At 72.3% G+C, this 23,243-nt stretch carries 16 protein-coding genes and 1 CRISPR repeat array; of the genes, 6 read left to right on the top strand and 10 right to left on the bottom strand.

Going from position 1 to position 23,243, the window contains the following annotated elements; all coding sequences use genetic code 11:
* Positions 1 to 81: 81 nt before the first annotated feature.
* From fxlM (KUM03_RS12490) to KUM03_RS12460, 7 genes are all read right to left on the bottom strand, one after another.
* Complete coding sequence (gene fxlM / locus KUM03_RS12490; protein WP_217247107.1) at positions 82 to 1,296, bottom strand: methyltransferase, FxLD system; 1,215 nt, start codon at positions 1,294 to 1,296, stop codon at positions 82 to 84.
* Between the two features lie 10 nt (positions 1,297 to 1,306).
* Complete coding sequence (locus tag KUM03_RS12485; protein WP_217247106.1) at positions 1,307 to 2,455, bottom strand: lanthionine synthetase C family protein; 1,149 nt, start codon at positions 2,453 to 2,455, stop codon at positions 1,307 to 1,309.
* A complete protein-coding gene (locus tag KUM03_RS12480) occupies positions 2,452 to 5,484 on the bottom strand; it encodes a lantibiotic dehydratase (RefSeq protein WP_217247105.1) in 3,033 nt (1,010 codons plus the stop codon). The genes KUM03_RS12485 and KUM03_RS12480 overlap by 4 nt, the downstream gene beginning before the upstream one ends.
* Before the next feature lie 86 nt (positions 5,485 to 5,570).
* Positions 5,571 to 5,756: an FxLD family lantipeptide gene (locus tag KUM03_RS12475; protein WP_217247104.1), complete on the bottom strand. Its 186-nt coding sequence runs from the start codon at positions 5,754 to 5,756 to the stop codon at positions 5,571 to 5,573.
* 170 nt (positions 5,757 to 5,926) lie between these two features.
* Complete coding sequence (locus tag KUM03_RS12470) at positions 5,927 to 6,568, bottom strand: hypothetical protein (protein WP_217247103.1); 642 nt, start codon at positions 6,566 to 6,568, stop codon at positions 5,927 to 5,929.
* The gene (locus tag KUM03_RS12465; RefSeq protein ID WP_217247102.1) at positions 6,565 to 7,365 is read right to left on the bottom strand and encodes an ATP-binding protein; all 801 of its coding nucleotides are present in this window, start codon (positions 7,363 to 7,365) and stop codon (positions 6,565 to 6,567) included. Before KUM03_RS12465 ends, KUM03_RS12470 begins: the two co-directional genes overlap by 4 nt.
* A 262-nt stretch (positions 7,366 to 7,627) precedes the next feature.
* Complete coding sequence (locus KUM03_RS12460; RefSeq protein ID WP_217247101.1) at positions 7,628 to 8,824, bottom strand: helix-turn-helix domain-containing protein; 1,197 nt, start codon at positions 8,822 to 8,824, stop codon at positions 7,628 to 7,630.
* Between the two features lie 494 nt (positions 8,825 to 9,318).
* Positions 9,319 to 10,140: a CRISPR direct-repeat array (repeat unit 29 nt; unit sequence CTGCTCCCCGCACCCGCGGGGATGGTCCC).
* 272 nt (positions 10,141 to 10,412) lie between these two features.
* Between KUM03_RS12460 and KUM03_RS12455 the strand changes: the two genes are divergently transcribed.
* Positions 10,413 to 11,243, top strand: coding sequence for a sugar nucleotide-binding protein (locus KUM03_RS12455; protein ID WP_217247100.1), 831 nt, complete (start codon positions 10,413 to 10,415; stop codon positions 11,241 to 11,243).
* A gap of 435 nt (positions 11,244 to 11,678) precedes the next feature.
* On the opposite strand, the gene KUM03_RS12450 is transcribed toward KUM03_RS12455, so the two are convergent.
* The 3 genes from KUM03_RS12450 to KUM03_RS12440 all read right to left on the bottom strand — a co-directional run bounded on the left by KUM03_RS12450 (position 11,679) and on the right by KUM03_RS12440 (position 15,524).
* Positions 11,679 to 13,577 carry an SMI1/KNR4 family protein gene (locus KUM03_RS12450; protein WP_217247099.1) on the bottom strand — a complete coding sequence of 633 codons (1,899 nt, stop codon included), beginning with the start codon at positions 13,575 to 13,577 and terminating at the stop codon, positions 11,679 to 11,681.
* 127 nt (positions 13,578 to 13,704) lie between these two features.
* Positions 13,705 to 14,241: a GNAT family N-acetyltransferase gene (locus KUM03_RS12445; protein ID WP_217247098.1), complete on the bottom strand. Its 537-nt coding sequence runs from the start codon at positions 14,239 to 14,241 to the stop codon at positions 13,705 to 13,707.
* Positions 14,238 to 15,524, bottom strand: coding sequence for an XRE family transcriptional regulator (locus tag KUM03_RS12440; RefSeq protein ID WP_217247097.1), 1,287 nt, complete (start codon positions 15,522 to 15,524; stop codon positions 14,238 to 14,240). Before KUM03_RS12440 ends, KUM03_RS12445 begins: the two co-directional genes overlap by 4 nt.
* A gap of 239 nt (positions 15,525 to 15,763) precedes the next feature.
* Here KUM03_RS12440 and KUM03_RS12435 point away from each other — a divergent pair, with 239 nt between their 5' ends.
* From KUM03_RS12435 to fxlM (KUM03_RS12415), 5 genes are all read left to right on the top strand, one after another.
* The gene (locus tag KUM03_RS12435) at positions 15,764 to 16,210 is read left to right on the top strand and encodes an ATP-binding protein (protein WP_217247096.1); all 447 of its coding nucleotides are present in this window, start codon (positions 15,764 to 15,766) and stop codon (positions 16,208 to 16,210) included.
* A 186-nt stretch (positions 16,211 to 16,396) separates the two neighbouring features.
* Entirely contained in the window at positions 16,397 to 16,576 is a 180-nt protein-coding gene (locus KUM03_RS12430; RefSeq protein ID WP_217247095.1) for an FxLD family lanthipeptide, read from the top strand.
* A 256-nt stretch (positions 16,577 to 16,832) separates the two neighbouring features.
* Positions 16,833 to 19,835, top strand: a complete 3,003-nt coding sequence (locus KUM03_RS12425) for a lantibiotic dehydratase (protein ID WP_254399248.1) — start codon at positions 16,833 to 16,835, stop codon at positions 19,833 to 19,835.
* Positions 19,832 to 21,106, top strand: coding sequence for a lanthionine synthetase C family protein (locus KUM03_RS12420; protein WP_217247094.1), 1,275 nt, complete (start codon positions 19,832 to 19,834; stop codon positions 21,104 to 21,106). The genes KUM03_RS12425 and KUM03_RS12420 overlap by 4 nt, the downstream gene beginning before the upstream one ends.
* 26 nt (positions 21,107 to 21,132) lie before the next feature.
* Positions 21,133 to 23,217, top strand: coding sequence for a methyltransferase, FxLD system (fxlM, locus tag KUM03_RS12415; RefSeq protein ID WP_217247093.1), 2,085 nt, complete (start codon positions 21,133 to 21,135; stop codon positions 23,215 to 23,217).
* The last annotated feature ends 26 nt before the right edge of the window (positions 23,218 to 23,243 follow it).

The following is a 23,243-nucleotide window of genomic DNA, read 5'->3' as shown; positions in this document are numbered from 1 at the left end:
GATCCACGGCCGCGACTGACGGTTTCCCATACCCACACCTACGAGCAGAGAGGCCGACAGACTCATGATCAGCCGCTTTTGTTAGAGCCAGTAAGTGAGCATGATCCGGCTCTCCGGCTTGCTGATCTCATGGCCCGGTCCGGCAGCCGGCGAGCCGTTGGCCGGGGTGATGGTCAGGCGGGGCACGGCTGTCCGTGCCTCGCCCCAGGTCTCGATGTGCGCGATGAGGTCCTGGGCGAGGGCTTGCGCGCGCGGGCCGTACGCGGCCGCGCCGAGCCGGAACGGGCGCTGGGGGTCGATGCCTTCGCGACGGACGATCAGGTAGGCGAGGGAGCCGCCGTCGGCGAGGAGCGGGCTTCGGCTGGGGATGGCCGGCCTGATGATCTGCTCCCGGGTCAGTGCGTCGGGCGTGACCTCGAGACGGCACACGCGGTCGTCGCCGGCGGTGGCGCGCAGCCACACCCCGTCGAACGACTCCTCCCCGCCGATACGCTGCTCGGACAGCGCCTCGATGCCCTGCGCGTCGCCGCGCAGGCTGTCCCCGAGCGCGTCGACGTCCACGGCCTGGTCCTCGTCGTAGTGGACCCGGATCGTGTCGTCCGCGTCGAGGGCCGCCGTCCTTTCCCCGTCCTGCCCGATGATCGGGACGAAGCCGCACAGCGCCATGTCGTCGGAGACGAGGGTGCCGCCTCGCCGGGTCAGGGCCACGGACCGGGTCTGGCCCCGCCAGCGCAGCGGGAGGACGAGGCGCCCGCCCTCGCGGAGCTGGTCCCACCACGCCGTGGGCACGTCCCACAGGCCCACGGCGGCCAGCATGCGGTCGTAGGGGGCGTTCTCCGGTGCGCCGGTCAGTCCGTCGCGTTCGATGACGTCCACGTGCTCGTACCCGGCGCGGTCGAGCATGGTGCGCGCGTGCAGGGCCACGTCGGAGTCGATGTCGATGCTGGTGACCCGTCCCGGAGCACCTGCGAGCTCTGCGAGCAGTGCCGCGTTGTAGCCGGTTCCGGCGCCGATCTCGAGGACGTTGTCACCGCGCCGGACGTCGAGCTGGACGAGCATCATCGCGACGACGGACGGCACCGAGGCGCAGGACAGGGCCAGCGGCCCGTTCGGGTTGTCCTTGATGGTCACGGCCTGGTCGGCGTAGGCGGCCTTGAGGTCGACACCGGGGATGAACGTCTCGCGGCCCACGGTTCGCAGGGCGCGTTCGACGTCGGAGGTCAGGCTCACGGTGTTCAGGATCATCTGGTCGACGAGGTTGTCGCGGAGCTCGGCGGCGGTCGGTGTCTGGTTCACGGTGGACCTTTCAGTTCAGGAGGAGACAGGCCTCCCACCCCGGCTGAACGGGGCGGGGAGCGCTGAGGGTGTGCAGGGTGAGGAGGACGCCGGCGCTGCCGGTGAGCAGGCCGACGTTCTGGGGTGTCGCGTGCCGCACCAGATGCCTGTCGAGCTGTGCGCGGAGCCTCGGCAACCGGCGTGCGATGCCGTCGGACACGGCGTCGGCGGCGACACGGTCGCAGGTCAGCAGCAATCCGGCCCAGCCGTGGCAGACGGTGGCGTCGTCGAGCCGGGCGAGTTGCCGGGGGTCGGTGAGGGAGCCGAGGACGGCGTGCTCGGCGGTCTCGCGTGCCAGGGCGTTGTGGCGGGCGAGCGCGGCCAGTTGCAGGGCCCGGCCGGTGCCGGGTGTGCCGTAGCACCACGACGGCCGCGACGGCGGCAGGCCGGCGGCGGGCCCCTGAAGGAAGGTGTTCAGAGGGAGCGGGCCGGGCCATCCGACGGCCCCGCCGTCGCCGTTGCGTGGCTGCGCCCAGCGGACGAGGAAGGCGATCCCCTCGTCGAGGGCGCGTTGTTGGCCGTCGACGGTGTGCCCGGACCGGCCTGCGAGGGCGAGGAGCGCGAGCGGGCCCGCCACGCCGTGCGCCAGGCCGAAGTTCGCGTGTCCGGCGCCGAACGGGCCGTCCTCGAGTACGCCGCTGGGCGCGTCGGCCGCCCACCATCCGGGAACTCGGTGACCGGCCGCGGTGACGGGTTCGGTGAGCAGCCGTACGAGGTAGTCCAGGACGTGCTCGAGGGCTGCGTCCTGTCCGGAACGCAGCAGGTACACGCCGAGACCGGTCACTCCGCTGATCAGGTCGTACTCGGCCATGCGCGCGGGCCGGCCGCGGTCCATGCGCCGCTGCCCGGCAGCCACGCGGGCGGCGGCGATCGCGGCCGTCTCGTCGTCCAGCTCGGCGAGCGTCCGCGCGTAGGCGGGGTGCCCGGCGACGCGCAGGACGTAGCCGACAGCGGGGACCCCTCGGTACAGGCCCGCCTCGTCGGGATGGCCGGTCAACGGCAGCGCGGTGACCGCCTGCGCCGCCGCGTGGGCCGCGCGCCAGTCGCCACGGGCGCGGGCGACCACCATCTCGTGCAGGGCGATGCCGGCCAGACCGCTGCCCAGGTCGTCGTGGATCACGCTGCCCCCTGTGCCGTCAGGGACCGGCAGGCCTGACGGGCAGCGTGTCGGCAGGCGGCTTCGCCGACACGGTCGGGACCCGTCATCCGGTTGTGGTGCATGTGCAGCAGCGACTCGAGCACCTGCTCGGTGCGTCGGCCGTCGACGTGGGCCCGGTAGGCGCCCAGTGCGGCCCGGCGCTGCGCCAGGGCCGCCGCCAGCCGTGGGGAGGCGGTCAGCAGCGGATGGGACCGCACGTGGCGGACGGCGGGCCGGGTGGTGACTTCGGGATGCCCCTTGGGCCGCGGTGCCGGGGCGCCGGCCATCCATGTCCGGCCTTCGCGGGTGCCGAGGAAGCCCTCCGCCATGTCGATCATGCCGAGGGCGCACCGCACTTCCGTGGCGAGTGAGGGAACGTCGGTGAGTGCGTAGCGTGCCACGAGGCTGTCCGCGACGAACACGGCTTCGGCGGCGGCCATCGCGGGGCCGGTGCCGTAGCGGCCGGTCTCCGGCCGGTAGCCGTCGACGACGAGGTGGGAGGCGAGCCGGTCGGCGGTGAGCCGCCCGGTCCACGCGGCCACCTTCCGCAGGGTGCCCGGGTATCCGGGCCCGCCGTCGGCGGGGACGCGGATGCGCAGGTGGCCCGTCTCGTGCAGCGAGCGGTACCGCGCGAACCACACGTCGGCGGTCCCGAGGTCCTCGAGCAGAGCGGGCAGCCTCCCGGTGAGGATCTCGTCCATCGCCGTCGGATGGGTGAACACCTTCGCCTGCAGCCATCGTGTGCCCGTGTCCCCGGGGTGGTGCAGGCACGTGCTCTTCAGCAGCGGCGCTCCCGCCAGGTCCGGGTGCGGTACCTGGGGGCCGGTGACGGCCAGGGGCATCGTGATCTCGTGCGCGTGCCCGATCCACCCCAGGTCGCCGTCGTCGACGGTCTCGGTGAGTATGGCGTGCTCGTGGGCCCGGAGGTACCGGTGGATCAGGCGTGCGTGGAGCGGCTCGGCCAGATCGAGGCTCATGGAGCGGTCGTCGTCGCGGAGCTCGAGACGAGGCGGGCAGCGCCAGGCGGAGGCCCAGCCGGTCAGCGCGTCGTGCCAGGCGGAGGTGAACGGACCGGAGGGCAGAGACGCGGCGGGCAGGATCCACCGTGCCGGGGACAGGACCGTACGGCGGTGGCGGACCCGGGGCAGGAACGGCAGCGCGGCGGCGGCCGGGCCCCAGTCGAACGCGGTCCATGCGGTGGCGAAGCCGCGCCCGAGCATGGCCAGGAAACGCGCCATGGGAGGGGCCTGCTTCTCGAGCGCGAGAGGGTGCAGAACGACGGGTTCGACGACGCGCCGCCGGGAGACGCTGACCAGATGCAGGCGCGTGCCGGTGGAGACGACCGCCAGGTCGTCCAGTCCGATGACGTTGCCGGCCGGCTCACGGTGCTCGCCGACGCTGAGGATGTGGGGCAGCAGAGCGGGGACGCGGGCGACGTTCTCCGCGTGCGGGAAGTCGGGCGCGAAGGAGAGCTGTGCGGGCAGTGCTCCCTCAGTCATGGTGGGCAGTGTCCGGTACGGGGCCGACAGCCGGGGCCCCAGTACGGCGGTGAAGCGTCCGGAGAGGACGCCCGCCGTCCAGGCCGGGCGCACGTCCAGCAGGAAGTCGCCGCGGTCCACCGCCTCTTGACTGGCGGCCCGGACGCGAAACCCCATCTCGACATGGGGCGCCACCGGTCCTGTCGTCCCGGCGTGGCCGGCGAGGTCTTCGCGGTTCTCGACGTTCCCGACGTTCTCGAGGTCCGTGATGTCCGATTCCGTGAGTACGACCTCCTGGGTGCCGACCATGACCGCCTGTGCCGCCTTCGCGGCGAGTCTCTCGTCACGGGGCAGCACCGCGGGCGGTGTACGGGACCACTGCGACAGGGGGTAGTCGGCGGGGAATCCGATACCCGTCGCCAGGTCCACGACGTCGCGGACAGGGACCAGGACCCCGGCGCCGTACCGCTCCCAGAACTGCGTGGCGTACGCCGCCCACACCGGGGATGGGCCGCGCGTGCGGGTCAGGCGCAGGAGCGCGTGTGCCGCCTTCTCCGCCTCGTCCAGAACATGCGCCGGGACGCGTACGCGGGCGTCGAGCCCCAGGTCGAGACCGACGCGGCTCCGGCTCTCCGCGGCGGCGAGCCGCATCCGGTCGTCGGCCGTCTCGCGGAGCTTGTGGGCGTCGGGGCCCGATGCGCGGTTGTGCGCGGCAAGGAGTCCGCGGATCTCTTGGAGGTGGGCGAGGACGTTTCGGGTCCCCGGCTCGAGCTCCGCCAGATGAGGTGTGAGGACGCGCAGGATGTGCCCCATGGGGTCGTCCACGGTCATGGGAGCGGCGAGGTCGCTGGTCAGGTACCCGTCGGTGAGGGCCTGCACGATCAGACGCCGGGCCTGCTCCGGAGTGCCGCCTGCTTCGGCCAGCCGACGCAGGAGCTCGCGGCCGGACGTCGGTGCCGTGGCCGCCTCCAGGAGGACGGACACGGGCCGGGTGATGCCGGCGCCTGCGATGCGGCCGCCCGAGCGGGGCGTGTTGATGGTGCCGCCACGGCGGAAGGCCAAGGAGTTGATGCCGAGGGTCAGGTACGGCAGTACGTCGCCCCGGCCCTGCAGGTCCCTGCGCACATGGTCGACCCACAGCGTGTCCGGACGGGCGACGGGCCGATGGTCCGAGCCGATCGCGGCAGACGTGGGCCCCACCTCGGCGAGGGCAACGCCTGCGAATAGGCCGAACGGTGTCGGACGCCCCGTGGCCCGCAGCACGTACCCGGCGACCGAGCAAGTGACCTTGCGGATCTTCTTCGGCGGAACGTCGTCGCCGTTCAGGATCCGCTCGACGTGGTCGGCCAGGCGTGGGGATGCGGCGCGCAGCGGCACGGCGAACGTGCCGTCGGCCCAGACGCGGGCAAGCCATCGGCGGCATGCGTCGGCCGAGTCGAGGGCGGGCCAGCTCGAGGGGCGAGCCTTGGCCGGCGCTGCGGCGGCACGCAGGACGAGCGCGTCATCGTCCCGCCGGTAGATCGGCTGGCTCACGGGTTCCTCCATCCGTAATCGAGTGATCGCGTGATCGCTGGTGCGGGCGGCGCAGCGTGCACCGCCCGCACCAGCGGGCTGCCGGGTCAGCTCGACGTGCAGGACGAGGCGCAGCTCGGGGCGCACCCGTCGTTGGTGCCGCAGGCCTCGACGATCGGGGTCGGGGTCCGTGTGATGGTGGTGTCCAGCACCCACTCGTCGGAGAGCGGGACCTCGAGCGTGTCGGTCGTGAGTGGCGCGGTGGCAGTGGCGGTGGCGGTGGCAGTGGTCATGGCTGAGCTCCTTGAAGAGTCGGCCGCCCGAGGGTCGGGCGGGGGAGTCCGCGGGACCCCCGTTGCGCGCTGCCGAGGGCAGGTGCAGCGCGCAACGCGGGCACCGCGCGCGGGACTGTCCGGTGACTGTCCGGCGGACCGGTCGGATCCACCGGGCCGTCGGAGAGGGGTCAGGGTGTGGCGGCGAGGAAGGCGACGACGGTGGTGCGGCGCAGTTCGCGTACGGCCTGACGGGCGATGACGAACGGCGCCTCGGGGGAGTCGTGGCGGACCTCGGCGTCGGAGTCCGGGGGACCCGGGGCGCCAGGGCGGGGGTGGAGCGTCCCGCGGACACCGATCAGTTCGGCCTCGCGCACCCGGAGCCGCACATGTCCCTTGCGCAGGCGCGGGCAGAGCATCGGCGCCACCTCGGCGCAGGGCTCGCACATGGGCGGAATCGCGGAGCGCACGTCCTCCCAGGGCCTGTCCACGACGCGGTCGAGGAGCGGCAGGATCCACAGCATGCCGCGGTCGTCACGTGCGGCCGGTTTCCCGCAGCCAGCGCACAGGAGGCCCTCCATCGCGATCCGCTGCCGGCCGGGATGCAGCTCGGCCGCATACTCGGGCCGCCCGGTTGCCGTGCCGGCGCACAGAGCCCACAGCATGCCGTCCAGGTCACGCGCGTGAGCGTCCAGCACGGGATCGGCGTAGGCGACACCGGACGTGGTGACCGTCACGGAAGCGGCAAGAACGCTTTCGCCCGTCCACGGCGTCACGTACGGCGCCATCGGCCCGCCCGCGGCGTTCCTCGGCACGTCGTCGACCGCGGTCACAGGGCCACCCAGCCGGCGTTCATCGTGGCGCGTACCGTCTTGCCCGCGCTGTCGGAGACGATGAACCAGGAGAGCCGGGCTCCGAGCTGCCGGGCGTTCCACAGGCCGCGCCCCACGGCGCCGTCCACGGCATCGGTGAAGTCCGGGAACGCCGGATCGGGGTCCGTGACGTCGATGAGCAGTTCGTGGGCCTCGGTGACACTGAGCCGGACGGAGAGCAGCTGTCCGGCCTCACCGGCGGAAGAGCCGTGCTTGGCCGCGTTGTCGACCAGGCAGCCGAGAACGTCGGTCGCGGCGTGGACGTTCCCGGGCCAGTTCAGCACCGTGAGCCTGGTCCGGCCGGAGATGCGGGCGATCGTCGAGGCGCTGGAGTCCGGGGGCAGGGCGAACTGCACCTCGCGCAAGACCGGCGCGGTCGCCGCGACGGGCTCGCTCTCGCAGGGCCCATCGGCCAGGGGGACGGTGCACCAGGTCGTCGTGCCGTCCGCGCTGACGCCCCACGCGCCGGCGAGCGCCTCGACCAGGAGCAGCCCGCGCCCGTTCTCGTCGTCGGGACCGGCGCAGCGTGGCACGGGGACGAGAGGGGAGCCGTCGCTCACCTCGATCACGAGCTGGTCGTCCTGGAGCTGGACCCGAACACCGATGTCCGGGCCGTGTGCGTGGCGCAGGGCGTTGGTCGCGAGCTCCGTGAGCAGCAGTTCCGCCGTCTCCACCAGGTCGGGGCGCCGCCAGCGGATGAGACTCGCACGGACGAGCCGACGCAGTCGCCGCGGCCAGACGGCGTCCGCCTCCGACATGCCGTCGCCGCCGTCAGGGGCGGGGCGGCGTGTGAGAGAGACCTCGAGCCAGGGCGGGGTTCCTGCAAGGCTGCTCGGTAATCCATTGATGGGGGCGGGGGCGCGTCGACGGTTGCGCCCTTGTTCCGCAAGGTTCGTCGTCGTCATGGTCGGCTCCATGTCGCAATGGCCAGTGACGACATGGTGCTGACACAACAAGGCCCCAACTATCACGAGTTGGTGATAGTCGGGGCCAATGGTTGACCGTACGTGACGCAGTTGCTCAGTGCGCTGCCGTGGAGCCGAGCCAGGAGCCGTACGACAGGAAGCTTTCCGGCAGACGACGGTGCGCGGCCTCCAGGCCGGCGTACGTCTCCCGCACCGTCGGGTGGTACTTGGCCTGCTGCGGTGCTGCCTTGCGGGCCCGCAGCAGACTCTGAAACGACGCATCCAGCTTCCCGGTCCACATCTGGGCGCGGGCGACCTCGGCGAAGTGGTGGCTGGTCCGCGACTTCGGCCAGTCCTGGGGGATGGTCAGACCGTCCGTGGCGTCGACCGCCTTGCCGTACTCGTCCAGCTCGGCCAGGACGGACACGCGGTGCACCTTCACATTGGTCGGCCCGAAGGCGAGCCAGTGCACCTTGACGGACTCGCCGGTCTCGTCGGCGATCCGCCTGGCCTCACCCAGGTGAGTGAGGGCCCGGTCCTGGTTGTGCGCCCGGCCGGCCATCACCGCCCCACCGAGGTGCAACTGCCCTGTGACGACCCTGCGTTCACGGGTCGACTCCGCCTGCTCGAGCGTGGACAGCCCGAGCGCGACGAGGCGCTGGCCCGTGCGGTACTTGCCCTCACGCAGGTAGGTGAGCGCACGGAGGTACTGGTACATGCCGCCGAGGACGGCGTCGGAGCCGCGTTGGGCAGCCCAGTCCATGCGGGCCAGGGAGAGCTGCGCCAGGTCGGGGAAACCGAGCTTGGCCGCGACGTCGTACGCCGTCCGGTAGAACGACGCGAGCGTCAACCAGCCCTCGGTGGTGCCGTTCGCGTGAGCCGCGGTTGTGGCCTCCTCGATGAGGCCGGCGACGTTGCCGGCGGCCTGCTTGATCTCGCCGGCGCGGACGGCCGCGCACAGCTTCTCCGCCTCGTCCCGCAGTTCCTCGGGGCGCCGGGACCGGATGTCGGGGTCGGGACCGAGGTCGTAGACGTCCAGGGCCTCCCGGACGGGCCGTATCAGGACGTCGAGTTCGTCGGCGCGCAAGTCGCTCGCGTAGGGCTGGCCGACGATCGTGGCGACCTCCACGCGTAGCGCACGGGCGCACGCGCCGATCACATGCGGGGTGGCGGGGAGGATGCCCTGCTCGGTCTTCGTCAGCGTGCTGTACGGCACGTTCGACAGGTCGGCGAGGGCTCTCTGGGTGAGGTGTCGTTCCCGGCGCAGACGCGCGATCCGCATCCCGGTGTGGTCTTCAGGCAGAGCGTGCATACTGGCTCCTGTTCTGCTTCGACACCAGAACAGTACCCGCGGTCGGCTCCGCGGGGCACGGACGGACCCCGCTCCTCCCCCGTGGGGCGGGGTTGTTCGTTGCCGGTCGGTTCTCCGTCAGCCCCGCCCACCTTCTCCGGGCCGGGCACCACCCGGCACCGCCGGGAACGGAACGTGCTCGGCGGCTTCAACGGCTTCTCAAACACGACTTCCGGGACGAGGAGTCCTCCACCTCGCCCACTCGTCGATGTCGGCGTCCACGGCGCCGCGCCGGCGAGCCTTGCGGACCCTCTTGGAGATGAGGTGCGGTAACCGTGTACGGGCTCCACGGGGGCGCGCATGCCGGACCGGCCGCGGTGACGTTCCGCAGCAAGCTGGTTGGCCAATCCTGCATTTCCTATGGAGCCAATCGATGTCAGATGTCTCATTTGCCGGAATCGTTGAAAGTCCTTGGAAGCACGCCTCTGCAACCGTAAGCTCGCAGATCAAGCAGTCTGCTCCCCGCACCCGCGGGGATGGTCCCCGCGCCGACACCGCCGACGCACTGTCGGCCTCCTGCTCCCCGCACCCGCGGGGATGGTCCCGGCCAGTGGAACATCTGGTCGCCGACGGCCACCTGCTCCCCGCACCCGCGGGGATGGTCCCGAGGAGATCGACGGGATCATGTCCGGCCTGGTCTGCTCCCCGCACCCGCGGGGATGGTCCCGGACAGGACCACTCCGGGATGACGTACCTCGACTGCTCCCCGCACCCGCGGGGATGGTCCCTCCTCTTCGCGGCCCGAGCGAGGTCGGTCCACTGCTCCCCGCACCCGCGGGGATGGTCCCGAGCGGTTCACCACCTTCGCCAACGACACGCTCTGCTCCCCGCACTCACGGGGATGGTCCCGCTCTGGAGATCGACGCCCCGGCCCACTCGGCCTGCTCCCCGCACCCGCGGGGATGGTCCCCCCGCTGGTCTGTGGCGAGGCGGAGTGTCCAGCTGCTCCCCGCACCCGCGGGGATGGTCCCGTTTACACGTCCCGTAGGGACTGGTCTAAGGCCTGCTCCCCGCACCCGCGGGGATGGTCCCATGGTGTGGTTTCAGGCGGAGATTGCCAACACCTGCTCCCGCACCCGCGGGGATGGTCCCAACGACCTCGTACGCTCCGGCGCGGCGGTCGACTGCTCCCCCCGCACCCGCGGGGATGGTCCCGGCTACCAGCCCGGGCCCCGCTTCACCGAGTACTGCTCCCCGCACCCGCGGGGATGGTCCCGACACCATCACCAGGCCGATCAGCATCTCGAACTGCTCCCCGCACGCGCGGGGATGGTCCCGGTCCGGCCGGCGCTTCTGCGAGAGGCACGGCTTTGTCGAGGCCGACCGAACCGACGGTGCCCGCAACGACGAGCGGGAGCCGGACGTCTGCTACGTCTGGGCACCCGCGGCGTAGAACCGGCCGGAACCGCCCGCCCGTCAGAACCGAGAGCAACGCCGTCGGCCCGTGGCCGTCACCTGCACTTCACGGTGGCCGCCACAGGCCGACGGGTTCGCAGGACCGCCGAGGGGTCCCTCGCCGCCGGCTCCAAGCGGTCTACCGTGTCGCACCATGACCACTCTGATCATCGGCGGCAGCGGGTTCCTCGGCTCCGAACTTGTCCGGCAGGCGACAGAAGCCGGACATGCCACAGCCGCGACGTACGCCACGAAGCCGGGCGACACCTCCACAGCGTCCTGGCACCACCTGGATCTGCGGGACCCGTGGCTCGTCGACGCCGTCCTGGCCGAGGTCCGGCCACGCGTCGTCATCAACGTCTCGAGCGGCGCCGCCGACTGGGCGATCACCGCGCAGGGGCCCGTCCGGCTCGCGATGGCTGCCGCGAAGCACGGGATCCGTCTGGTCCACGTGTCCAGCGACGCTGTGTTCTCTGGCTCGCGAGTGCACTACGACGAGTCCAGTCTCCCGGACCCCATCACCCCGTACGGCGCGGCGAAGGCGGCGGCCGAGACCGGGGTCCTGGCCGTGCACCCGGAGCCCGTCGTCGCTCGCACGTCCCTGATCATCGGCCACGGGCGGTCCGCCCACGAGCAGACCGTGTACCAGCTGGCCGCCGGCACCCGGGACGGCGCCTTGTTCACCGACGACATCCGCTGCCCCGTGCACGTGGGCGACCTGGCCGCCGCCCTGCTGGAACTGGCGTTCCAGGACGCGGCGGCCGGCATCCACCACATCGCAGGAGCCGACGCGGTGAGTCGCTACGAACTCGGCCTGCTCATCGCCGGCCGTGACGGGCTCGACGCCTCGAGCCTGCCCGCCGGGCGGCGGGCCGACAGCATCCTGCCCGGCGCCCTCGACGTACGCCTCGACAGCCGCGCGACCCAGCGGAAGCTGCACACCACGCTCCGCGGCGTACGGCAGTTCTGCACCGCGCCCGCGTGACTGCCACGGGGCACGGCGGCCGGCGCTGCGGGTCTGCTCCCCGCACGCGCGGGGATGGTCCCCCGTCCAGGTAGACGACCTCGATCTGACGACGCTGCTCCCCGCACCTGCGGGGATGGTCCTACTCGCGGGGTTCATGGGTGCCACGACGAGAACGTGGGTGCCACGACGAGAACGGGTACATCAGCAATCGGCGCTATGCCTCACGAGTTCCACAATCTGCTGGTGGTACTGAGCCGACCACGGGCCAACGGCAAACGCGGGGAGGGAGACTCCTCGGCTGACCGTCCCCACCGCTTCTCTCAAGGCGAGGCTCTGGGTTTCCTGCCGCCTGGCACCTGGCTGGAAGACGCAAAACGCGCTGCGTGACAACCTGAGCCGAGAGCCACGGCCGGGGCGTCGCCGGCGCCGGTGGACCCGTGTCCCACACCGCGCTCAGGACGGGTGCCCTCCGACCTTGATGTAGACGTACCCCTCGCCCGCGCGTGGCGCCCGCGTCCATGATCGGGTGGTGAAGGTGCGGAGTCTTCCCCGGGTCAGCGCGAAGCGGGGGAGAGAGAGCCCGAGTTCGGTGTGCAGGGCCTCCAGTACGCGCCGTTCGCCGTCCAGCTCGGTGCCCTCCGGGTGGAACAGGTGTGCGGGTTCCAAAGCCTCCGGTATCGCGCCGGAGCGCTGGATCTGCGTACCCCGTACGGTGAAGGCGTAGAGCTCCTCGCCGTGTTCGGCCACCGACAGGTGGAACGCGGCCGGCCGGTCAGACGGGGAAGGAGGCGCCGGCTCGCGCCACACCACGACCGCGCGGCCGGAGAGGGACGCGGCCGCTGTGGGCGACACGAACCGTTCGTTCAGGTGCCGGTGGGAGTGGCCGTCGAATGCGAAGGACCACCCTTCACCCGTGCGGCCGACGGCGACGACGGCCCGGTCCTCCCAGAGCTCCACTCCCTCGCGCTCATGGGGCTTGGGCGCCCGCCAGGAAGCCGTTCGCGGATCCACCGGCGCGCTCAGTTCGGCGCCCTCCTCGCCGATCAGGGAGGGCAGGCGGGTCGGGTCGATCCCGTCGGCCCAGACACAGCGGTAGCCGTCGAACGGCCTCCGGTTCGCGCCCGGGCCGGTCAGCCAGGCGATGCCCGGCGGGTCGAGATCGGGCACCGGCTCGGGAGCGGGTCCCGTCTGTCCGGCTCGCGGTGTTCCGAGGAGCTCGCGCCCCCGTTCGGGCGTGACCAGCGGCCCCAGGACCGGATCGGCCAGCAGCCCGATCGGAGCGATCAGCAAGGGGCCCGGTGCCTCCCACGCAGGGAACGCGTCCCGCAGCAGCCGCCACGCCGCGTCACCCGCGCCCCACAGGGCCTGCTCCCGGGCCTCGGCGACGGCTCCGCCCCAGGTGCCGGGAGGCGCGTAGCGGTGCGTGCCCTCGCGCATCGCCCTCAGTACCGCCTCTGCGGTCTCCCGGGCCACCCCACGGGCGGCCATCATCCTCAGCCAGTGGTCGTCCCCACCCAGCCGCCACGCGCCGCTCGCCGGACTCATGGCCTCCACGGGCAGGATCTCCGGCAGGTAGCAAGGGTCCGACGCCAGGTTGTCGTAACCGAAGGAGCCGCGCGGGTCCAGGAGGTGCCGGATCTGGTGGAGCAGGACGGCGCTTCGCGGCCGTCCGAAGGACAGCGCCTCCTCGAGCCGGGGCAGGGCATCCTCGTACCGTCCACGCAGGGCCAGGCGACGGGCCTCCTCCACGTTGGCGTCCTGAGCGCGCGTGGTGGCGTTCACGAAGCCGGGTCTGTCCACCCGGGCGGAGTGGAAACCGCCGTACATGGCCTCCATGTACGCGCGGAACGACGGGTAGCGGTCCGGCAGCTCACCACCCCAGCCGTGGTAGACGTAGAGCGCCCACTCGCCGTCCTGATCGGTGTCGCCAGGGTCGAGCAGGGCGTGTGACATGTCGGACTCCGTCTCGAGCCGCAGCGCCCGTTTCCACATCCCGGTCAGCAGGGCCTCCTCCTTGCTCGGATCGGGGCCCAGGCTCTCCTCGTAGAGCGAGGTCATGTCGTACGGATCCTGGAACCAGTCGATGTCCGAGACCCCGCCGAGCCGGTAGATCCCGGCCGTCTGGTCGACGTGCCACCCATCACTCGCGGCCAGAAAGGCCCGGTACGAGGGTGGCAGCCGCCGCCCCAGTCGCCGCTCGGCCGCGGCTATCGCCACTTCGTCCGCGCCGGGTCTGCCCAGGCGTACGAGGGCCTGTTCGTCTCCCTCGTCCTGGCCGGCGTCCGTGCGCGGAACCCACTCCTCCTGCCACCGGCCGAGGAAAGCGTGCCAGTTGAAACCTTCGCTGCTCATGGCTGGATGGTGCCATCGGGCACCGACAACGGCGGCACCGTGGCCGCGCCGCCCGGCCTGCGGTGCGGCGATGACGCGCTCGGCCTTCGAAGCCGTAGTGCGTGGAGCGTTCAGCCCCCTGCCGCGGTCAGCGAACGGCGCGGATCATTACGGTCAGGACCGGCGACGCCGGTGACGGCTGGCTCTGGCCGATGTCCTCGTACCCCCACGACCTGTAGAGCGCGTGCACCTTGCCGTCGCCCGCGGCCGGATTGACCATGAGGGTGACGAAGGGCTCGTCGCGGGTGGCCAGGAGGGCGTCGTGGATGCGCCGGGCGGTGCCGGTCTTCCGCCATGCCGGCCTGACGCCGCCCTCCTTCAAGGCCAAGGCCGGACGATTGGTGTACCCCTCCGGCGGGGCCGGCTTCGTACGCTGCCAGTAGCGGTCGCCACGCTCGATGATGTTGCCATAGACAAAGCCAACCGGATGCCTGTCCGCATAGGCGATGGTGGCCACGAACCCTGGCTCGACACCGTGGCGGTCCAAGCGCTCACCGAACGCGGTGACCGCGTAGTTGGGCAAGTGGAGCAGTGGGAACCGCATCTCGGCGTACACGTCGAGGACATCGCCTCGGATGGCGTCGAGGTCGTTGAGCGTGCGCAGTTCGAGGGAGGTAATGGTCATACGGCGGTCCTCCAGGCGTCGGTGTACACGGTCCAGGTCTGGACGGTGATGCTGCCGTGGGCGGAGGCCCGTAGCGCGGCTCCGAACTCCTGCAGCATGCGCGTTACCCGGGCGTGCCTGGTGGCGGCGTCGATGGGGACCGTCATCGCGGTGACTGCCGCGGCGTCGGCGTCGCCTTGTCCGAGTTGGGCGTGTGCGAGCCGGGCCGTGTTGATAGCGCGGTCACGCTGCATCTGGGGGTCGAGCAGGGACAGGCTTCGGTGGGCATGCGATTCGGCCTGTTCGAAGTTGCCCAGACGGAGATGTGCGGACAAAGCGAGAGTTTCGAGCTCTGCTCCATTTCGGACAGGAGCCATCCACACCGGACGAGTCAGATCCGGGTCGGCGCGTTCGAGCGCGTCCCGAGCGGAGCCGAGAGCCCGCCGTACGGCTGCGCTGTCGCCGGTGTGGCCGAGGGTGGCGGCGTGGCGTGCGTGTCCAAGGCAGGCGAACATCGGGTCGCGGCGCGTGATGTGCAGGTTGCGGGCCACGTCGTTCGCGGCGAACGCGTCGGCGGGTCGCCCCATGTGGCGGTACATGGTGCCCGTGTGGCTCCAGATGCGGAACTTGATGGCCTGGTCGCCGGACATCTCGGCGAGGGCCTGGGCCTCACGCATGTGCGCCTTGGCGACGTCGTAGCGGCGGCCGTCGATGGCGGCCCACATCGCCGACGACCGGAACGCCGCCGCTGAGGCGTAGAGGCTGCTGCGTACGCGCTGGGTGGCGCTGCCGGCGTTCTGCAGGTTCAGCGCCTCGTCGGCGAGCGCGGCCGCCCGCTGTTCGATGCCGAGCTGCCCACCGTGTCGGTGATCGCTGGCGATGATCTCGGCGAAGCGCTTGTTCAGGCGGTCCACATCGCTCATGCCGATGCGGCGGGGCCCTGCGGTGCCGGGCGCGGCCGCTGCTGCCGCGGCAACCGCAGCGATGCCGCCGACGAGGGTACGGCGCTTCATGTCGGGGTCCTCCTGCTGCGGTGGGACTGGGGTGGACGAAGACCGGCCCCGTGGCACGAACCCCAGAGCGACGGCGGGCAGGCCGCTGACGTCCTCGAGCGCCTTGCGGGTGGCTGCTTTGGGCCACATGACGCGGCCCGCCTTCCAGGCTCGGACCGACGAGCCGTCGAGTCCGCCAAGCCGCCCGGTCAGGCGCTCGAGAGCACTGTTCACGGCATCGGCGAGGCTGTTGGAGCTGTAGCCGTGTTCGGCCATCCACGCCTCGAGCACGACGTTGCGCGTGGTGTCCATGCCCGCACGGTAGCCCTGACGACCCCTCACCCACCAGGTAAAGCAGTAGTCAAATCGCCCTAGGTCTTTCCTCGGAGCGGAGGGTGGATCGCCCTAACCACCCGGCCGCGGAAGCGAGTTGTCTGGGTGTCGGCCGCTCGCCCCTTGCTCCGGAGCGGGTGGCCGGTGACGGTCCGGCCTTCTCCTGACGCCTTCTCAGGGTGGGCCGGGCACCGAGACGACGCGAGGGCTCAACCCCGATGACGAGTCTGATCACTCTCATGCAAACCGCAGCCACCGGACACCCCGCCTACAGCCAGACCTTCCCGTGCGAGCCGTCCACGGCCGAAGCAGGCCGGACGCTCGTTCGTGACGCCCTCGGCGCATGGCACCTCGACGACCTCGCCGACGTCACCGCGCTGATCATGTCGGAACTGGTAGCGAACGCCGTCACGCACACGACGTGCCGGTCGATCCGCCTGATCGTCGGGCGGCCGAGCGCGACACGGATACGTGTCGGGGTGGTGGACCGGGAGCCCTCACACCTACCTGCTCTCGGGCGGGCCGGCGAGGACGACGAGTCAGGGCGTGGCCTGCTCCTGATCGACGGCATCGCCGACCGCTGGGGCTACGACCTGCACGGTCCGCGCAGTCGCCCGTGGGGCAAGGAGGTCTGGGCCGAACTCCTGCTGAGGGGCGGGGCGTGAGCACGCGCCTCTGTGGCTGCCCCGGCCTCACGGACCCGACCTCGCCCGTCTCCGCATGACCTCCCGAGAGCGGCGGCCGGCTGCCGCCGCCCCACCAGACTCCCGCCTCCGGTCATGGGGCGCCGTGCCGTACGGCCGGGGGCGGGCGGCACCGCACAGAACCTTCCAACCACCAAGGAGTCGAAGATGACCCGCAACACGGTAGTACCGAACAGCACTCAGGTGAGCCGGCAGGCCCCGAGGACGTCGGACGGCTTTGACCTGGACGTTTCCCTCGTCGAGGTGGCCGACCCGGCAGGTCTGGTCAACCTGACCGACGACAACTGCGGATCCACCTGCGGCGCCTGCACCACGAACGTCGCCTGAGCATCCCGAGGGCATCCGGAGACTCCGTGTCTTCGCGCCTTCGCGGGCTGGTGCCGCCGCCGCGTATCGCGGCGCAGCGGCACCAGCCGCCCCCCATCCCGCACACACGGAGGTAGTGGTGGCTGATCAGTACCCGGTGTTCCGCTCCGGCACGACCGCTCTGCTACGAGCCGTTGCCCGGCCGGCGCCGCCGTGCCCTCCGCTACCCGACCTCGATGATCGCTCCGTCGCCGGAGTCGCCGCCTGCACCGCGTGGCTGCGTGCGGTCCTGGCCGACGACGACCTCGCCGAAGCACTCGAACACGCCAGCCCGGTTCTGGCCGCGCGGGTATGGAGCCTTTGCATGTCCGCTGAGTTGTCCACGGGGAGCGTCGAGCCGTCCGCGCGCGGCGTACGGCGTGTTGTGCCCTCCGTGGCCCGCTACTTGCTGCGTTCCGAGCACAGGGCGACGCCGTTCGGGCTCTTCGCCGGTGTGACCGTCGCGGGATTCGGCCCGCAGGCGAGTGTGGCCTGGGGTGGGGAGCACGTGGCCGTCGGCCGTGCGGGCGCGGAGTGGCTGGCCGCTGTCGTCGAGCGGTTGGAGACCTGCCCGGAACTCTTCGAACGACTGCCCGTTGTCGTCAACAACACCGTGACGAGCCGCGGTGACCGGCTCGTCGTGCCGTTCCAGTCCGACGACCGGAGCCACCGAGGCGACCGGACCAACCGGGGCAAGCGCAGTGAGCGGCCTCGCTCGGTCGAGGCGTCCTTGGCTCTGACCGAGCCCGTGCGCGCTGTCCTCGCCGCGGCGCGAGAGCCGGTCCGGGCCGGTGAGCTCGCGGACAAGCTCGAGTCGGAGTTTCCCGAAGCCGGACCGGAGAAGGTACGCCGGCTGCTGACCGAGCTGATCCGACGGCGGGTGCTGATCACGGGCCTGCACGCGCCGAGCACCGAGACCGACGCCCTCGGGCATCTCCTCGACCAGCTCCGCCTGGCCGGCGCCGATTCCTTCCCCGCTCTCGCCGGGACCGTGCGCGAACTGGGGGAGATCCGGACCGCGCTGACGAGGTGCGCTTCGCGCAGTGGGCGCGAGGGTGTCGCAGCCCGGATGAGGGCCCTCGTGCCCGGCCTGCGCCGCCACCCCGTCGCGCTCGACCTGCGCCTGGACGCGCAGCTCGTACTGCCGGACGCCGTCGCCCGTGAGACCGAGCGCGCCGCGCTGCTCCTGACCCGCCTCAGCGCCCGCCCCTACGGCACCGCGGCGTGGGGCGCGTACCACCAGCGGTTCTACGAGCGGTACGGCATCGGCACGATGGTGCCGCTCCAGGAAGTCGTCGCCGACAGCGGCATCGGCTACCCCGAGGGCTACCCGGGCTCCTCGCCCGGCGCCCGCCGCCCTCGCCTCTCCGCCCGGGACGACGCCCTCGTACGGCTGGCGCAGGCCGCCGCGCTCGACGGCCGTGACGAGGTGCTCCTCACCGACGAGCTGATCGACGCCCTGGACGTGGGGCCCGACGAACCGCGCGTGCCGCCGCACTTGGAGGTGGGGGTGCGGGTCCATGCGGCCGGCGTGGACGAGCTGCGGCTCGGGCGGTTCCGGCTGGAGATCGTGAGCGTGTCCCGCGGCGTCGGTGTGACCACGGGCCGCTTTCTCGGCGTCCTGGCCCCGGCCGAGCGGGCGGCCCTGGCCGCCGATCTGTCCGGCCTCCCGGCCGCCGACGGCGACACCGTGCCCGCGCAGCTCTCCTTTCCGCCGCTGCTGCCGGAGAGCGCCCACGTCACGCGGACCCCGCGAGTCCTGCCGACCGTGATCAGCCTCCAGGAACACCGGGCACCCGACGCCGACGTCCTCGTTCCCACCGACCTGGCGGTGGGGTGCGACGGCCGCCGCATGTACCTGGCCGATCCGGAGCGCGGCCGGCGCGTCGAGGCCGTCGGGATGCACGCGCTGAACCTCCGCACGCACACTCCGCCGCTCGTCCGCTTCCTCACCGAGTTGCCCCGCGCCCAGTGCGCGCAGGTCACCGTGTTCGACTGGGGCGCCGCGGCGGCGATGCCGTTCCTGCCGCGCCTGCGGTACGGGCGCGTCGTGCTCACCCCGGCCAGATGGCGCCTCGAGGCATCCGAGCTGCCGGGCCGCGCACGCCCACGGGCCGAATGGGACGCCGCCTTCACCGGCTGGCGTTCCCGACGGCGGCTGCCCCGGCGGGTCCACCTCGTGGAGAACGACCGGCGTCTCTTCCTCGACCTCGACGAGGCCGGCCACCGGACGCTGCTGCGCCACCACCTCGACCGCGTACGCCAGGCCGTGCTCGTCGAGGCGGCGGAGCCGGGGGCGTTCGGCTGGTGCGACGGCCGTGCCCACGAGGTGGTGGTGCCGCTCCGGGCGACCCGCCCGTCTCCGTGGCCAGTGCTGCCCGCTCCCACCCCGGCCCGGGCGCTCTCCACGGTCCAGACACAGACCCCGGCCGCATCGTCGGTGCTGCTGGCCGCGTTGTACGGCGACGCTCGCCGCCAGGACACGCTGCTCTCCCGCCACCTGCCCGACCTGCTCGAACGGCTCGGAGGCCCGCCGTGGTGGTTCGTCCGCTTCCGCGACCCCGAGCAGCACCTGCGTCTGCGCATCGCGCTCCCCACGCCCGAGGCGTTCGCCGAGACGGCCCGGACAGTGAGCGTGTGGGCCGACGAACTGCGCCACACCGGCCTGCTGGCGGACTTGCGCTACCCCACCTCCTACCGGGAGACGGGACGCTGGGGCTGCGGCGCCGCATGGGACGCGGCCGAAGACGTGTTCCGCGCGGACTCGCGGGCCGTCCTGGCCCAGCTCTCCCAACCGTGGCGCCCCCACGAGCGCACACTGGTGGCCGCGCACACCGTCTCCATCGCCTCCGCGTTCCTCGGCAGCACGGAAGCCGGGACGCGCTGGCTGATCGACCACATCCCGCCCACGGCGCCCGGCCCCGTACCGCGCCCGCAGTTCGCCGACGCCGTACGTCTGGCCGACCCCGGCAACGGCTGGGCCGCCCTGCGCGCCGCCCCCGGAGGGACGCCCATCGTGCAGGCGTGGGCGGACCGTGACGCGGCGCTCGCCGCCTACCGGAGGCATCTGCCCGGACCCCACACGCAGGGCATCGCCCTCGACGACGTCCTGACCTCGCTGCTGCACGTCCACTTCGTACGGCACATCGCGGTGAACTTCCCCGAAGAAGAGACCTGCCTCCACCTCGCCCGAGCCGCCGCCCTGGCCTGGACCGCCCGCACCACCGGGAGGACGCCATGACCGCACAGACGGCGCAGACCGCGCTCGGCCTGGTGGCCGACGCCGTCGCCGAGCACCTCGCCGACCCCGACGGGATGACGTTCCCGACGGCACACCGGCAGCACCTCGCCCTCGGTCTCCCCGGCATCGCACTCCTGCACATCGAACGGGCCGCGGCCGGCCTCGGCCCGTGGCAGCGCGCCCACGACTGGCTCGCCGCCGCCTCCCGCGAGCCGCTCACCAGCGGTGCCGACAGCCACCCGTTCTACGGGGCGCCCGCCTTCGCGCACGCACTGGCCTGCGCCGCCGATCACCTGCCCGGCGCCTACCGACGCGCTCTCGCCACCCTGGACCGGCAGACGGCGGCCGACGCGAAGCGCCGCGTCGACGCCGCTCACCGCCGAATCGACACCGGACGTCTCCCGGCGCTCGCCGAGTTCGACACCGTCCGGGGCCTGACCGGCTACGGCGCCCACCTCCTGCGCCGCGCCCCCGACTCCTCCGGCCTGCGCGCCGTCCTCCGCTACTGCGTACGCCTCACCCAGCCGATCACCCATGACGGAGAAACCCTGCCGGGCTGGTGGACGCCAACGGGTCCGTCGGGCCGTCCGGACGAACGCTTCCCCGGCGGACACGCCAACAGCGGCATGGCGCACGGCATCGGCGGGGTACTGGCGTTGCTGGCGCTCGCCGCCCGGCACGGCACCTTCGTCGTGGGCCAGTACGAAGCGGTGGGCCGGATCCTGGCTTGGCTGGACAACTGGCAGGAGGACACCGACGACGGCCCGGCGTGGCCGTACTGGGTCACCCGGCCCGAGCTGCGCGCCGGCCGCCTCGCTCCGTCCGCACCGCGGCGGCCGTCCTGGTGCTACGGCACCGCCGGTCTCGCCCGCGCCCGGCAACTTGCCGCACTCGCCCTCGGCGACACCCGTCGCCGACTGGACGCCGAGAACGCCCTCGTGGTCGCTCTCACCGATCCCGCCCAGCTCGGAGCCACGACGGACAACGCCCTGTGCCACGGATTCGCCGGCCTCGCTCACATCGCCGCCCGGGCGGCCGACGACGCCCACCCCTCGACCGCCGGACAACTCCGCGCCGTGATCCCGGCACTCCTGGCCGCCGTACAACCACCCGACACCGACCCGGCGCACACCGCCACGGCGCTCGTCCAGGACGAGGAGCGCGGCCCCGGCCTCCTCGACGGTGCAGCCGGGATCGCACTGGCCCTCCTCGCGGCCGGCGCCGCCGAACCGCCCCGAACCGCCTGGGACGCCTGCCTGCTCGTCGCCTGACCGACCACCGACCGAAGGACACCCGCATGCCCCCCGACCGCTGGCAGCAGCACAACATCACCTTCACCGACCGTGAGAGCGCACAGCGCGCCGTCTCCGAGCGCATCACCCCCGTCCTCCTCGCCGCCGAACAGGGCGGGCAGCTCGCGGGCTGGTGGTTCATGAACAAGCAGCCCTGGCCGCTGCGGTACCGTGCCGACGAGCCGTCACCCGCCGTGGAAGCGGTGCTGAGCGACCTCGTCCAGGACGGGGGCCCGGTCGTGTCGTGGCTGCCCTGCGTCTACGAGCCCGAGACCGAGGCCTTCGGCGGAACCGATGCCATGGAAGTCGCCCACGAACTGTTCCACCGGGACAGCCGCCACCTGCTCACCCACCGGCGGACCGGCCCGGAAAGCCTCGGGCGCCGGGAAACCGCCGTGCTGCTGGCGAGCGCGATGATGCGGGCGGCCGGACTGGACTGGTTCGAGCAGGGCGACGTGTGGGCGAAGGTCGCCGCCCTCCGGCCGGCAGCCGGCCGTTTGCCCGGCGACCGGACCCCCGAACTCCAGCGCGCCATGCGCAAGCTGATGACCGTGGACGCCCACGGCCTGTGCCGCCCGGGCGGCCCGCTCGCAGGGCACGGCGGATGGGTGGCCGCCTTCGAACGGGCGGGTGCCGAGCTGGCCGCCCTAGCCGGTCGTGGCGCCCTCACCCGCGGTCTCCGAGCCGTCATCGCCCACCACACGATCTTCCACTCCAACCGCGCCGGTCTCCTCATGGACGACCAGAGCGCCATGTCCGACATCGCACGAGAGGTAGTCATGGGAACGAGCGACAACGCCGCACCGTCCAGTGGAACAGCGACCGGAGGGGAGGGCGTCCACGGGGTGAACGACACGATCGCCACCCCCGGGGCGGACGCCGTACGCCTCCGCAACGCCCTGGTCGACGGGCTGCGCGCGCAGGGGTACGCCCGTACGCCTGCCGTCGAGCACGCTCTGCGGTCCGTGCCGCGCCACGTGTTCGTGCCCGGCGCGTCGCTCGAGGACGCCTACGCCGACGCGCCGGTGAACATCAAGTACGACACCGACGGCACCTCGATCTCGTGCGCCTCCCAGCCGGGCGTAGTGGCCCTCATGCTGGACCAGCTCGAGGTCCGCCCCGGCGAGCGCATCCTCGAGATCGGTGCCGGCACCGGCTACAACGCCGCTCTGCTCGCCCACCTGACCGGCGAGAGCGGACACGTGACCACCCTCGACGTCGACGACGACCTGGTGGAGGGCGCCCGTGCGCACCTCGCCGCCGCCGGGGTCGGCAACGTCACGGCGGTGACCCGCGACGGGGCCCTCGGCCACGCCGAAGGCGCACCGTACGACCGGATCGTCGCCACCGTCGGCGCGCACGGAGTGCCGCACGCCTGGCTGCAGCAGCTCGCGCCCGGCGGCCGCCTCCTCGTCCCCCAGCGCCTCAAGGGCACCGTCTCCCGCTCCGTCGCCTACGAGCAGCGCGACGGCCGATGGGTGTCCCTCGGCAGCGAGATGAACACCTTCATGCCGCTGCGACGCGGCATCGCCGACGACGCCCGCCGCGTCATCCCGCTCAGCACGGACGGCACCGTACGGCTGCAGGCCCCGGCCGGACAGATCATCGACGCCGACGCCCTCACCGGCGTCCTGTACCAGCCGCGCACCGAGGAGTGGACCGGCATGACGGTCCGTGCCATGGAGTCGCCCGAGTGGATGGAACTGTTCGTGACCTGCTCCCTGCCCTCGGGCCTGATCCGGATGCTGTTCCCCCGGACCGCCAAGGGCACTCTCCTCACGGAGGACCCCTACCCCTCCTCTTCGGCGGTCGTCGACAAGGGCGCCGTCGCTTACCTCGCGCGGCGGGTGTCGGAGCAGAAGACACCGGAGGGCGGCAAACTCTGGGAGTTCGGCGTCATCGGTCACGGCCCTGGCGGCGACGAGCTGGCCGCGCGGGTCGCCGACGCCGTCCGCACCTGGGACCGGGAGTACCGCGGCCGTGAGGCCACCTTCGAGCTCCGCCCCCTCGACGCCCCCACGGCCGAGCCGAGCCCTGGCCTGTTCACACTCGACACCCCGTTGAACCGCATCGTCGTCGACTGGCGCTGACACCGCCTCACGCAGCGGACGGACGG

This window comes from Streptomyces sp. AC602_WCS936, from assembly GCF_019049125.1.
Lineage (GTDB): Bacteria > Actinomycetota > Actinomycetes > Streptomycetales > Streptomycetaceae > Streptomyces.
This window is presented reverse-complemented; position numbering and strand designations above follow the sequence as displayed.